The 12,353-nt window shown below is 58.6% G+C and carries 10 protein-coding genes and 1 pseudogene; 6 read left to right on the plus strand and 5 right to left on the minus strand.

Translation table 11 applies throughout. From position 1 onward, the window contains the following. Window positions 1-217: 217 nt before the first annotated feature. The 3 genes from ACTWLJ_RS22380 (at window position 218) to ACTWLJ_RS22390 (ending at window position 4,513) form a co-directional block, all read left to right on the plus strand. Window positions 218-1,804, plus strand: a complete 1,587-nt coding sequence (locus ACTWLJ_RS22380) for an ABC-F family ATPase (protein ID WP_445178486.1) — start codon at window positions 218-220, stop codon at window positions 1,802-1,804. A 356-nt stretch (window positions 1,805-2,160) separates the two neighbouring features. Beyond that, a complete protein-coding gene (locus ACTWLJ_RS22385; RefSeq protein WP_445178422.1) occupies window positions 2,161-3,156 on the plus strand; it encodes an IS110 family transposase in 996 nt (331 codons plus the stop codon). Between the two features lie 169 nt (window positions 3,157-3,325). Continuing rightward, window positions 3,326-4,513: an MFS transporter gene (locus ACTWLJ_RS22390; protein WP_445178487.1), complete on the plus strand. Its 1,188-nt coding sequence runs from the start codon at window positions 3,326-3,328 to the stop codon at window positions 4,511-4,513. 129 nt (window positions 4,514-4,642) lie between these two features. On the opposite strand, the gene ACTWLJ_RS22395 is transcribed toward ACTWLJ_RS22390, so the two are convergent. After that, window positions 4,643-5,680 carry an alpha/beta hydrolase family protein gene (locus ACTWLJ_RS22395; RefSeq protein WP_445178488.1) on the minus strand — a complete coding sequence of 346 codons (1,038 nt, stop codon included), beginning with the start codon at window positions 5,678-5,680 and terminating at the stop codon, window positions 4,643-4,645. A gap of 237 nt (window positions 5,681-5,917) precedes the next feature. Further along, the gene (locus tag ACTWLJ_RS22400) at window positions 5,918-6,529 is read right to left on the minus strand and encodes an FMN-dependent NADH-azoreductase (protein ID WP_401211399.1); all 612 of its coding nucleotides are present in this window, start codon (window positions 6,527-6,529) and stop codon (window positions 5,918-5,920) included. Between the two features lie 126 nt (window positions 6,530-6,655). On the opposite strand from ACTWLJ_RS22400, the gene ACTWLJ_RS22405 reads away from it, so the two are divergent. Both ACTWLJ_RS22405 and ACTWLJ_RS22410 read left to right on the plus strand, forming a co-directional pair. Further along, window positions 6,656-7,564 carry a LysR substrate-binding domain-containing protein gene (locus ACTWLJ_RS22405; protein ID WP_445178489.1) on the plus strand — a complete coding sequence of 303 codons (909 nt, stop codon included), beginning with the start codon at window positions 6,656-6,658 and terminating at the stop codon, window positions 7,562-7,564. Continuing rightward, window positions 7,561-7,920: an MmcQ/YjbR family DNA-binding protein gene (locus ACTWLJ_RS22410; RefSeq protein WP_445178490.1), complete on the plus strand. Its 360-nt coding sequence runs from the start codon at window positions 7,561-7,563 to the stop codon at window positions 7,918-7,920. Before ACTWLJ_RS22405 ends, ACTWLJ_RS22410 begins: the two co-directional genes overlap by 4 nt. A 100-nt stretch (window positions 7,921-8,020) precedes the next feature. Here the strand turns inward: ACTWLJ_RS22410 and ACTWLJ_RS22415 are convergent. Next, window positions 8,021-8,439: pseudogene (locus tag ACTWLJ_RS22415) on the minus strand (DUF1294 domain-containing protein). Next, on the minus strand, window positions 8,436-9,266 hold the full coding sequence (locus ACTWLJ_RS22420) for an undecaprenyl-diphosphate phosphatase (protein ID WP_445178491.1): 831 nt from the start codon (window positions 9,264-9,266) through the stop codon (window positions 8,436-8,438). The pseudogene ACTWLJ_RS22415 and the gene ACTWLJ_RS22420 overlap by 4 nt, the downstream one beginning before the upstream one ends. Before the next feature lie 291 nt (window positions 9,267-9,557). On the opposite strand from ACTWLJ_RS22420, the gene ACTWLJ_RS22425 reads away from it, so the two are divergent. Further along, window positions 9,558-11,192: a methyl-accepting chemotaxis protein gene (locus tag ACTWLJ_RS22425; RefSeq protein ID WP_445178492.1), complete on the plus strand. Its 1,635-nt coding sequence runs from the start codon at window positions 9,558-9,560 to the stop codon at window positions 11,190-11,192. Window positions 11,193-11,247: 55 nt separating this feature from the next. Here the strand turns inward: ACTWLJ_RS22425 and ACTWLJ_RS22430 are convergent, their stop codons facing one another. Further along, window positions 11,248-12,189, minus strand: a complete 942-nt coding sequence (locus tag ACTWLJ_RS22430) for a sugar kinase (protein ID WP_445178493.1) — start codon at window positions 12,187-12,189, stop codon at window positions 11,248-11,250. Window positions 12,190-12,353: the final 164 nt, after the last annotated feature.

Genomic DNA, 12,353 nt, shown 5'->3' on the forward strand with positions numbered 1-12,353 from the left:
AACCTCATCTGTGAAAATCTGTCCCGCGTTTGTGCCAAACGTCCTCTGCGGCGTATTCGCCCTATCGTTTAGGCAGCCAGACCAGTACAATCGCCGCCAAACTTTACGTGCCTCCCCTGGTTGATGACGGGAATGTCCCCCGCCTCGGCGCACTTCGACTCGGGCCCAGCGCCCCGGCCGCACCCTCGCTACTCTGAATGCTTCGCAGGAAAAACCTTTGATTTCTACAGCTAACATTACGATGCAGTTCGGCGCCAAGCCGCTGTTCGAGAACGTTTCGGTCAAATTCGGCGCGGGCAACCGCTACGGCCTGATCGGCGCCAACGGTTGCGGCAAGTCGACCTTCATGAAAATCCTCGGTGGTGATCTTGATCCGTCCGGTGGACAAGTGATGCTCGAGCCGAACGTGCGCCTGGGTAAATTGCGCCAGGATCAGTTCGCCTACGAAGAATTCACCGTGATCGATACCGTGATCATGGGTCACGAAGAGCTGTGGAAGGTCAAGGCCGAGCGCGATCGCATCTACTCGCTGCCGGAAATGTCCGAAGAAGACGGCATGGCCGTGGCCGAACTGGAAACCGAATTCGCCGAGATGGACGGCTACACCGCCGAATCTCGCGCCGGTGAGCTGTTGCTGGGTCTGGGTATCGGCATCGAGCAACACTTCGGCCCGATGAGCGAAGTGTCGCCGGGCTGGAAACTGCGCGTGTTGCTGGCGCAGGCACTGTTCTCCGATCCTGAAGTGCTGTTGCTCGACGAACCGACCAACCACTTGGACATCAACACTATTCGCTGGCTGGAAAACATCCTGACCCAGCGTAACAGCCTGATGATCATCATCTCTCACGACCGTCACTTCCTGAACAGCGTGTGCACCCACATGGCTGACCTGGACTACGGCGAGCTGCGCCTGTTCCCGGGCAACTACGACGAGTACATGACCGTGGCGACCCAGTCCCGCGAGCAACTGCTGTCGGACAACGCCAAGAAGAAAGCGCAGATTACCGAGCTGCAATCGTTCGTCAGCCGCTTCTCGGCCAACGCCTCGAAAGCCAAGCAGGCCACTTCCCGCGCCAAGGCGATCGACAAGATCCAGCTGGCCGAGGTCAAGCCTTCGAGCCGTGTGAGCCCGTTCATCCGCTTCGATCAGAACAAGAAGCTGCACCGCCAGGCTGTCATGGTCGAAAAAATGGCCAAAGGTTTCGACGGCAAGCCGTTGTTCAAGGACTTCAGCTTCCAGGTTGAAGCCGGCGAGCGCGTGGCGATCATTGGCCCGAACGGTATCGGTAAAACCACTCTGCTGCGCACCCTGGTCAACGAACTGACCCCGGACGCCGGCACCATCAAGTGGACCGATGCGGCCGAGCTGGGCTACTACGCTCAGGACCACGCGCACGACTTCGAAGATGACGTCACCCTGTTCGACTGGATGGGTCAGTGGACTCAGGGCGAGCAGATGATTCGCGGCACTCTGGGCCGGATGCTGTTCTCCAACGACGACATCCTCAAGTCGGTCAAGGTCATTTCCGGTGGTGAGCAAGGTCGCATGCTGTTCGGCAAGCTGATCCTGCAAAAGCCGAACGTGCTGATCATGGACGAACCGACCAACCACTTGGACATGGAATCCATCGAAGCGCTGAACCTGGCGCTGGAAAACTACCCGGGCACGCTGATCTTCGTCAGCCATGACCGTGAGTTCGTATCGTCCCTGGCTACTCGTATCATCGAGCTGACTCCGGATGGCGTGACTGACTTCAGCGGCACCTACGATGATTACCTGCGTAGTCAGGGCGTGGTGTTCTAAGTAGCAGTTTGCGGTAATTGAAAGCCCCGTCCTTTGTGACGGGGCTTTTTTTTTCAAAGTCAAAAGATCGCAGCCTTCGGCAGCTCCTTGTATGTTGCTCCCACACCAGTCGAGTGAGTCTAAGCTCGCTGGTGCGGACATACGAAGATGTGTTTCTGGGGGAGACCGATCGCTCCTGAAGGCAGGACTTGCTCCTGACCTTGTCTGTAGAGAGGTCCCCCCGCCTCATTGCCCACCACGAAGAGTATCGAGAAGCCGACAAGTCGGACTTCGCATTACAAGGTTGCAGTGGCATGAAGTTCGAGGTCAGGGGAACCAGGAAGCATTTTTAACCCAGTTCACTCGGAGTTGAAAGCATGAGCATGCATGTCGGTTTGGATGTGGGATCTCGCACAACGGCCATGGGCTGGCGCAACGACGGTCGTTTTGCAGGTGCATGCAACATCGACCAAACGCCCGCCGGGCGCAAGGCAGCGGTCAACAAGTTGCTCCAGCTCAAGCCTTTATCCGTGGTGATGGAAGCCACCGGCATCTATTACCTGGATTTGGCCATGGAGCTCGCTGCTGCGGGTTTGCCCGTTTCGGTGATCAACCCCAAGAGCTTTCATAACTTTGCCAAACTGATGCTTAAAAACAGTAAAACCGATGCAATCGATGCCCAGTTACTGGCCGAATACGGCGAACGCATGAGCCCAAGATTGTGGACGCCACCCACTGCCATACAGTTGGAGTTGCGGGCTATCGGAAGGCATATCAATCGTTTGACGTGTCACCGCACCCGCGCCAAGAACGAGTTGCATGCGCTGAAGGCTACTCAAACAACGCTCACAATGTTGATTGAAGACGAAGAAGAAGCGATCGCCGCGTTTGACAAACGAATTGAGCGTTTCAGGCTCGCAGGTCGGGCGCTGATCGACAACTGCCCGACACTAAGCGCTCAGTTCGGACACATGATCGCCGCGCCGGGCATGGGCGAAATTTCAGTATTTTCGGCACTGGCGGAATTGACGACCTTGCCTGTGACGCTTAAGTCCGCACAAGTCAGCCGACATGCGGGACTCGATGTTCGACTGACGCAATCAGGTACCAGCATCGATAAACCTGGACGGATAAGTAAGGGAGGAAACGCCTACCTACGCTCGGCGATGTACATGCCTGCACTGAGCGCCATACGTTGCGACAGTAACGTGAAGGCGTTTTACGAGGCGCTGATCGGGCGAGGAAAAAGAAAGATGCAGGCCATCGTCGCGGTCATGCGCAAGTACCTGACCGGACTGTGGGCCTGCATGCAAGCGGGTGAAGATTTTGATACGGCCAAGCTTTTTAGCGACAAACACCTCGCAAAAGCTTGACCGTGAACAGAGTATCTACAAGGGCAGCGCGAGATACCTGTAGGAGCTCACGAGTGAAACGAGGCAGCGATCTTTTGATCTTCAGGTTTTAATCGTTAGCCTGCTTCCTTTTATTTCTCGCCCAAGCCATGATGCCGACTCTCCTACCGCCGCCCGCGAACGAGTCCTCATGTCTGCGCAGCAACTGCCCCCGCAAAGCTCCATGGCGATCACCCTGCAGATCGTCTCCATCGTTTTCTATACGTTTATCGCCTTCCTCTGCATCGGTTTGCCGATTGCGGTGTTGCCGGGCTATGTCCATGAACAACTGGGCTTCAGTGCGGTGATTGCCGGGCTGACCATCGGCTCGCAATACCTCGCTACCCTGCTCAGTCGGCCAATGGCCGGGCGCATGTCGGACAACGTCGGCACCAAGCGGGCGATTGTCTATGGCTTGTCGGGGATTGTGCTCAGTGGGTTGCTGACGCTGATTTCGACGTTGCTGCAAGAATATCCGTTGCTGAGTCTGTCGATCCTGATTGCTGGCCGGTTGTTGTTGGGCATTGCGCAGGGGCTGATCGGGGTCGGCACCATCAGTTGGTGCATGGGCCAGGTCGGCGCCGAGCATACCGCGCGCTCCATCGGCTGGAATGGCATCGCCTCCTATGGCGCCATCGCGATTGGCGCGCCGCTGGGCGTGGTGATGGTCGCGGACTACGGCTTCGCCAGTCTCGGCATTGCCTTGTCGGTGCTGGCTGCCGCTGCGCTGTTGTTGATCCGCAATAAGCCTTCGGTACCGGTTGTGCGCGGCGAGCGGCTGCCATTCTGGGCGGTGTTTGGGCGGATTGCGCCGTTCGGTGCGAGCCTGAGCCTGGCGTCTATCGGCTACGGCACGCTGACCACGTTCATCACTCTTTATTACCTGAATCGTGGCTGGACCGGTGCGGCGTATTGCCTGACGGTGTTTGGCGTGTGTTTCATTCTGTCGCGCCTGCTGTTTATCTCCGCCATTGCGCGGTTTGGCGGGTTCACCTCGGCGATCGCTTGCATGACCATCGAAACCGCGGGGTTGGCGCTGCTGTGGCTGGCGCCTACTACCGCGTTTGCGCTGATCGGCGCGGGACTGGCCGGATTCGGGCTGTCGCTGGTGTATCCGGCGCTGGGCGTTGAAGCGATCAAGCAGGTGCCAAGTTCCAGCCGAGGCGCCGGATTGAGTGCTTATGCGGTGTTCTTCGATCTGGCGCTGGCGATTGCCGGGCCATTGATGGGCGCGGTGGCGTTGAATCTGGGGTATTCGTGGATATTCTTCTGTGCCGCGTTGCTGTCGGTTACGGGGCTGGGATTAACCCTGCTGCTCAAACGCCGGGCGATGGCTTAAAAGATTGACACAAAACCTGTGGGAGCGGGCCTGCTCGCGATAGCGGTCTGTCATTCAACAAAGATTGTGAATGTGGAACCGTCATCGCGAGCAGGCTCGCTCCCACAGGGTTTTGTAGCGACTTGAAGATTATTGATCGGCGGTCTGCATGCCTGCACGCGTCGGCTTGCCCAGCGCATGGGAGAAGAACCGTCCCGCTTCGGAGATCAAGTTGCGATGGATGTCTTCCCGATCCACACCATCAGCATCGGTACACAGCGCCGGCATCGCGCGGATCTGTTCCTCGTTGCACGGTGCCATGAACACAAAGTGCCCTGCCCCAGCCAATAATTTGAAGTCCGGTGCGGTCGGCAGCTTGCGCGCCAGTGCCGCAGCGTTTTTGTCGAAGGCCACCAACTTGTCGCCATCACCGCTATACAGCAGCACTGGCACATGTACATCGGCCAAAGTGTGGCGGCCGAACTTCAAGCTCAGCGGCGCCATCAGTAACAAGGCATGCACACGCGGGTCGGCAACGGGTTGCAAGTCGTCGCGGTCGACGATCAACTCGCCCTGAGTGTTACAGGCGTCGCGGTCGTCGGGACGTTCCTGGCAATAGCGGCGCAGGCGATCCAGATCCGGTTGCGCACCCGAGAGGATCAACGCCGTCTCACCGCCCGCCGAATAGCCGATCACGCCGACCTGATCGGCATTCACAAAAGGTGAAAGCATGCGGTCGCCGAGCGTCGCGGTGATCGCTTCGGAAATCTGGATTGGCCGTCCATAAAGATTGCTCAGCGTACCGAGGCGGCTGTGGTCTTTGGAGTTGTCGCCGGGATGGATCACCGCGACCACCACAAAGCCCTTGCGAGCCAGTGAAGTGGCGAGATCGTGCAGCGCCAAAGGCGTGCCGGTGTTGCCGTGGGAGAGCATCAGCATCGGAAAGCGGCCGATGGCGACTTTGGTGTCTTCGCCAGCGGCAACCGTGTAGCCCTCAAGCAGGCTGGAGTGCTCGCGGTCGCTGGAGGGATAGAACGCAATGGCACGCATCGGTTGCAGATCCAGCGGATCGAGGAACGTCATCTCGTGATAGCCGACGCTCCAGACAGGGTGCTGCCCTGGAGCGGCGTGCACTGAATTCAGGCTGCCGAGCAGGCAAATCAGTAACGTTGCACAAAGACGCATCATGGGATGCTCCACCCTGGTGTTACTCAATCGAATGATCCTTTGTGTTCCGACGCCCGAAACCCCGTGGTTCGGTGATCCGGCGCGGCGGTGCACTCAGACGTTGATCGTTTGACTGCATAACCCGGGCCAGATTATGCAACAGTCAGAAACAAAAAACTCCGCATCTGGCCCTTGCGGAACCAGAATACAGAGTTTTTTGAGGTGTTACCTGAACGAGAGCTGGTCTTTACGCAAGTCTTACGCTGCGGCGAACAGTTCTTCGCTGATGCGGGTGTGCGCGGCGCCCATGGCGTTGTTGCGCACTTCGTCACCGTAAGCCAGACCTTCGGCGCGAACGATTTCGATATCGGTGATGCCGAGGAAGCCCAATACCAGCTTCAGATACTCTTCATGGGCGATACCGCTCGCTTGACCGGCGTGGATGCCACCGGAAGTGGACACGATCACCACTTTTTTGCCACCGCACAGTCCTTCTGGACCGGCTTCGGTGTAACGGAAAGTCTGGCCGGCAACGGCAACGCGGTCGATCCACGCCTTGAGTTGGGTCGGTACGGTGAAGTTGTACATCGGTGCGGCGATCACCACGGCGTCGGCGGCGATGAACTCGGCCAGGGTCGAAGCGCTCAGCTCGGCTTCGTGCTGTTGCGCGGCGTTGCGCAGCTCAGCGGTGGTGCCGGCGGCAACCAGAGTGGTAGACGAGAAGTGGCTGATGGCGTCAGCGGCCAGGTCGCGGTAAGTCACGACGGCGGTTGGTTCGGCCACTTGCCAGGCTTTGACGACTTCGCTGCTCAACTGACGGGAAGCCGAGTTGTCGCCCAGAATGCTCGAATCGATGTGCAGTAGTTTCATTTGGAATCTCCTGGAAAGAATCGCCGGTGGCGACGGAATGGAGACAATCCTACCTACGAAACCAATAGCTGATTAGTCGCCGACAATGCGATAGTTCGTCCCACTGATAGAACAACGGTTGATTCCATGCAAGATCTCAACGATCTCTACTATTTCGCCAAAGTGGTCGAGGCCGGCGGATTCGCCGCTGCCGGCCGCTTGCTGGGCATTCCCAAGTCACGCTTGTCTCGGCGTATCGCCGAACTGGAAGAGCGCCTCGGCGCACGCCTGCTGCAACGCACCACTCGCCAATTGAAACTGACGGCGGTCGGCGAACGTTATCTACGTCACTGCCAAGCCATGCTGCTCGAAGCGGAAATGGCCGACGAAGCAGTCGCCAGTATGTCGAGCGAGCCGCGAGGCCGCCTGCGGGTGTCATGCCCGACCGGGCTGGCCCATGAAATGCTGCCGTGGGTCATCAGCGAGTTTCTCGGCAAATTTCCGCAGGTGCAGCTAGAGATGGTGCTGGTCAATCGGCGGGTGGATCTGGTCGCTGAAGGTTTCGACGTCGCCCTGCGTGTGCGTGAACTGGGAGATGAAGATCCATTACTGGTGACTCGGCGCCTGCGTCAGGCGCAAATGGTCGTGGTGGCGAGCCCGGCGTTCATGCAGGGCCAATCCATAAGCCATCCGCAGGATCTGAAAAATTTCCCGGTATTGGGTGCGCTGGAACCTGATCGTCTGGTGCATCTGCGCTTGCTGGATCAACAGGGCGAAAGCTTCGAACTGAGCATGGAAGCGCGGCTGGGCATCGACGACTTTATCGTGCGCAAGGCCTGCGTGCTGGCCGGTCAGGGCTTCACCCTGCTACCGATGATGTATTGCGAAGCGGAACTGGCGAACGGCACGCTGGTGCAATTGCTCCCGGAGTGGTCGCTGCCCGGTGGCTGGCTGCAAGCGGTGTATCCGCATCGACGCGGTGTGATGCCGGCGGTGCGCGCCTGGATCGATCATCTGGTCGAATCGTTCAATGCCTGTGGGGAGCGGCTGTTATGAAAAAGGGAAAAATCAACGAAGCGGAAGTCGCCGAATTTTGCCTGGGATTGCCCGGGGCCCGGGAAGATTACAAATGGGGTGGCGTTCGGGTGTTTTCGATTGCCGGCAACAAGATGTTTGCCTTGCAGGGACTGCGCGGGGACTCGCTGGCGTTCAAGGTCGACAAGGACCTGTTTCTCGGGCATTGCGACCGTCCCGGCATTCATCCGGCGCCGTATCTGGCCCGGGCGCAATGGATCATCATGCACCCGCCCTACCCGCTGGGCGCCGAGGAGTTGCAGGGTTTGCTACAGCGCTCGCATCAACTGGTGGTCAGCAAACTCCCCAAGAAAACCCAGATCGGCCTGCTGCTCTAAATCCCCGCAGGAGCTGCGGCACGCTGCGATTTTTTGAATTTGGCTTTTAAAAAACAAGATCAAAAGATCGCAGCGTTCCGCAGCTCCTACAAGGGGTGTTTTAGAACAGGGTCAGCAGGTTCGAGCCGAGGAATAGCTGGTCGATCCAGAACACTTGATGCAAACCCAGAACAGGATCTGATACGAAACCTTGCGCGTCTTGTGCCGGAATACCTGCTGGGCAATCAGCGCACCGGGCCAGCCGCCGGCCAGTTCCACCGCGTGCAGGACGTTCTCCGGCGTACGCCAGGCATCGGCGCGGGCCTTGCGCTTGTCGGCCCAATATAGAAAGAACGCCAGCACGCTGACGATGCCGTAAGCCGACAGCGGCACCAGCGAGATCCCGCGCAGCCACATCGACAGCGAACCGGACAAGGGCAACGCACAGACCAGTACCAACACCAGCAACTTGAGTTTCAGATGCTGAATGTTGCCGCCAGACGGGCGTCCATCAGGGCGACGTGCGCGGGAGTCACTCATGGTTTGGCCGCCGACCAGTCAACCCAGCCGAACTGCCACGTCGCCAGGATCACCAGACCAAAGACAATCCGGTACCAGGCAAACGCTGCGTAACTGTGGCTGGCGATGAACTTGAGCAAGCCACGCACGGCGATCATCGCGAAGATAAATGCCGTGACGAAGCCGATGGCGAACACCGGGAAGTCCGCAGGGACGAAAATGTGCCGGTATTTATAGCCCGAGTACACCGCTGCACCGACCATGGTAGGCATGGCCAGGAAGAACGAGAACTCGGTCGCGGTCTTGCGCGACAGGCCGAACAGCAGCCCGCCAATGATCGTCGAGCCGGAACGCGAAGTACCGGGGATCATTGCCAGGCACTGAGCGAAGCCGACTTTCAGCGCATCCTTCCAGGTGATCTCGTCAACTGTTTCGGCATGCACTTCATGCTGCCGACGCTCGGCCCACAACATGATCACGCCACCCACCACCAGTGCCGTGGCCACGACAATCGGGTTGAACAGGTATTGGTGAATCAGATCGGCAAAAATCACTCCCAATACCACCGCTGGCAAAAACGCGATCAGCAGATTGGCGGTGAAGCGCCGCGCACTTGGCTGGGTCGGCAGGCCAATGACCACGTCAAGAATCTTGCGACGAAACTCCCAGACCACCGCGAGAATCGCGCCGAGCTGGATGATGATGTTGAACGCCATGGCCCGCTCGCCACCAAACCCGAGCAAGTCGGCAACAATGATCTGGTGTCCGGTACTGGAAATGGGCAAAAACTCCGTAAGCCCTTCTACAACTCCTAGAATCACTGCCTGCAAGGCGGTCCAAAGATCCATCAATCCCCCAAAGAGCGATGCGCACCGGCATGCCCCGATAGTATTTTTTAGCGTTCACGGCGATCAATGTAGCTGACATTCCGCGCGCACAGGATCTACACGAAACAGTCAAAATTCCGTGAAATATCAACTTGGATTCAGGTTTTCACGCGCGGGGCCGAAATCCTATCAGACAAGCCGTAATAGCGCTGCCGCGTTCTACGACTTGCGTCGCGTATGCCCGACCAGCGAAACGTGGTTGGATGCTGGCGATGATTTATTACAAGAAAAAGAATCCGGAGTGACAGCGTTATGAACAGCTTGCGCAGTGTGTCGATTAGCCGACGCTTGTGGCTCATCTTGATTGTGGCGGTGGTCATGTTGTTGACCTTGGGCGTGTTGATGCTCAAGCAGATCCACGACGATCTCTACCACGCCAAGGCCCAGAAAACCCAGCATGTGGTGCAGACTGCCAGCGGCCTGCTGACCTATTACCATGACCTGGAAACTGCGGGAACATTGAGCAAAGAGGCAGCGCAGAAACAGGCCCTGACCGCCATTCGCGGCTTGCGCTATGACCAGAGCGATTACTTCTGGATCAACGACCTCACGCCCGTGATGGTCATGCACCCGACCAATCCCAAGCTTGAGGGCCAGAACCTCTCGGCGATTCGTGACCCGGACGGTTTCGCGGTGTTCAACGAGATGGTTGCCATCGCCAAGGCCACGGGCGCCGGCATGGTCGATTACCGCTGGCCGAAACCCGGCGCAAGCGAGCCGGTGGCGAAGACTTCCTACGTCAAACTGTTCGAGCCATGGGGCTGGGTGCTCGGTTCGGGCGTCTATATAGACGACGTGCAGAACGAGTTTCAGGGCCAAGTGATCAAGGCTTCGGTGATCGGCCTGGTGATTGCCGTGATCATGGCGTTGCTGGTGATTCTGATTGCCCGCAGCATCGTGCGCCCGTTGCAGGAAAGCGTGAACGCCATGGCCAATATCGCCAGCGGCGAAAGCGATCTGACCCGCAGCCTCGACACCCATGGTCAGGATGAAGTTACGCAACTGGCTCATCACTTCAACGCCTTCACTGCAAAATTGCGCCGGGTCATCGGCGAGTTGCAGGTATCGGCCAGCGCGCTCGGTCAGTCGTCCAGCGAACTGGGTAACGATGCCGCCCAGGCGCAACTGCGCAGCCAGCAGCAATCGCAGCAAATGGAACTGGTGGCCACCGCAATCAACGAGGTGACCTACGGCGTGCAGGACGTGGCGAAAAACGCTGAACACGCTGCCAACGAAATGCGTGATGCCGAAGCGCAGGCACAACAGGGCCAGATCAATATCGACGGCAGCCTGCAACAGATCGACAAACTCTCCGGCACCATCGATCAGGCTGTGGAAGTGATTCGCACCCTGGCCTCTGAAAGCACGCAGATCGGCAGCGTGCTGGAAGTGATCCGCTCAATTGCCGAGCAGACCAACCTGCTTGCGCTCAATGCCGCCATCGAGGCGGCGCGTGCCGGTGAACAGGGTCGTGGTTTTGCTGTGGTGGCTGATGAAGTGCGCTTGCTTGCGCAACGCACACAGAAGTCGACAGCAGAGATCCAGTCGATGATCGAGCGCCTGCAAAATCATTCCGAGGCCGCAGTGAAGGTCATCGGCGACAGCAGCAAGGCTTCGCAACTGACCATCGAACAGGCCGGGCTGGCCGGTGCCAGCCTGAATGCCATTGGCCAGGCGTTGCGTAATCTCAACGGGCTAAATGCCTCGATTGCCAGCGCCACGTTGCAACAGGCGCATGTGGTCGAGGACATCAACCAGAACGTCACCCAGGCAGCGGGCCTGTCGCACAGCACCGCGATTGCTGCCGAACAGTCGAGCGCGGCGAGCGTGCGCCTTGGCCAACTGAGCGAACAACTGAACGGCCTGCTTCGCCAGTTCCGCGTTTAACCGTAAATTCCCGGAAGCGGGCTTGCCCGCGATCCGATTGCTCAGCAAGCGGCTATTAAAGCGCTTGCTTTGGAATCAGCGCGCCCGGCACCTGAATCACTTGACTCGCCAACCGATGCCCCGCCTCTGCCGCCTGCTCCGGGCTGCCACCGAGCAATCGACTCGCCAGATACGCCGCGCTGAACGAATCCCCCGCCGCCGTGGTATCCACGACTTTCTCGACCTTCTGCGCCGGCACTTCGAATGTCTCGCCGTCACACCGAATCAAACAAGCCTCGGCCCCGCGCTTGAGCACCACTTCCGGCGTGCCGATCTGCGCATAGGCGTCGAACACCGCCGCATCATCGGCAAACTGAAACAGCGCCTGCTCGTCATCGACGGTCAACAGTGCCAGATCAACATGCGGCAACACGCTGCGATAGGCCGCCCGCGCCTCTTCCACTGAAGCCCACAGGCGAGGCCGATAATTGTTGTCGAAGACGATTCGCGCATCGCGCTGACGGGCTTCGATCAGGGTCTGGATGAGTCTTTCACGTCCTTTTGCACCCAGTACCGCCAGGGTAATTCCGCTGAAATACAAAACGTCGTAGTCCGGAAGTGCCGCCAGAATCGGCTCGGCCGCAGGCGTGGTAAAGCAGTCGCGCACTGCGGCTTCGTTGCGCCAATACAGAAAGCGTCGTTCGCCGGCGGCATCGGTTTGAATGCAGTACAAGCCTGGCAAGCGGCCCGGCAGGCGCTGCACCAGATCCAGGCCAATGCCTTCGTCGGCCCAGATGCGGCACATGGCGTCGCTGAAGCTGTCGTCGCCCAGCGCGGTGACGTAATCGACCTGCGCCTGCTCGCCCATGGCGCGGGACAGATAGACCGCCGTGTTGAGCGTGTCGCCGCCGAAGCTTTGTTGCAGGCTGCCGTCGGAGCGCTGCTGGAGTTCGATCATGCACTCGCCGATCAGGGCGATACGCGGGGTGTTGGGGCCCAGCGGGCTTAGGGTGTTCATGAGTACAGGGTCTCTGTTGAAAGCTGTGGCGTCTGGGCAGGCCTCATCGCTGGCAAGCCAGCTCCCACAGGGGCGGTGTTGAAATAGAACATTTGTACACAACACAAACCTTGTAGGGCTGGCTTGCCAACTTCCTCAAATCCAGTGTTGAAATACTAAATCTG

The sequence above is a fragment of the Pseudomonas sp. McL0111 genome (assembly GCF_052567255.1).

Bases quoted from the DNA above. Each gene is read 5' to 3' on its own strand.
- ACTWLJ_RS22390 (WP_445178487.1), top strand. From the start codon at position 3,326: ATGTCTGCGCAGCAACTGCCCCCGCAAAGCTCCATGGCGATCACCCTG.
- ACTWLJ_RS22420 (WP_445178491.1), bottom strand. From the start codon at position 9,266: ATGGATCTTTGGACCGCCTTGCAGGCAGTGATTCTAGGAGTTGTAGAA.
- ACTWLJ_RS22405 (WP_445178489.1), top strand. From the start codon at position 6,656: ATGCAAGATCTCAACGATCTCTACTATTTCGCCAAAGTGGTCGAGGCC.
- ACTWLJ_RS22425 (WP_445178492.1), top strand. From the start codon at position 9,558: ATGAACAGCTTGCGCAGTGTGTCGATTAGCCGACGCTTGTGGCTCATC.
- ACTWLJ_RS22410 (WP_445178490.1), top strand. From the start codon at position 7,561: ATGAAAAAGGGAAAAATCAACGAAGCGGAAGTCGCCGAATTTTGCCTG.
- ACTWLJ_RS22395 (WP_445178488.1), bottom strand. From the start codon at position 5,680: ATGATGCGTCTTTGTGCAACGTTACTGATTTGCCTGCTCGGCAGCCTG.
- ACTWLJ_RS22430 (WP_445178493.1), bottom strand. From the start codon at position 12,189: ATGAACACCCTAAGCCCGCTGGGCCCCAACACCCCGCGTATCGCCCTG.
- ACTWLJ_RS22385 (WP_445178422.1), top strand. From the start codon at position 2,161: ATGAGCATGCATGTCGGTTTGGATGTGGGATCTCGCACAACGGCCATG.
- ACTWLJ_RS22400 (WP_401211399.1), bottom strand. From the start codon at position 6,529: ATGAAACTACTGCACATCGATTCGAGCATTCTGGGCGACAACTCGGCT.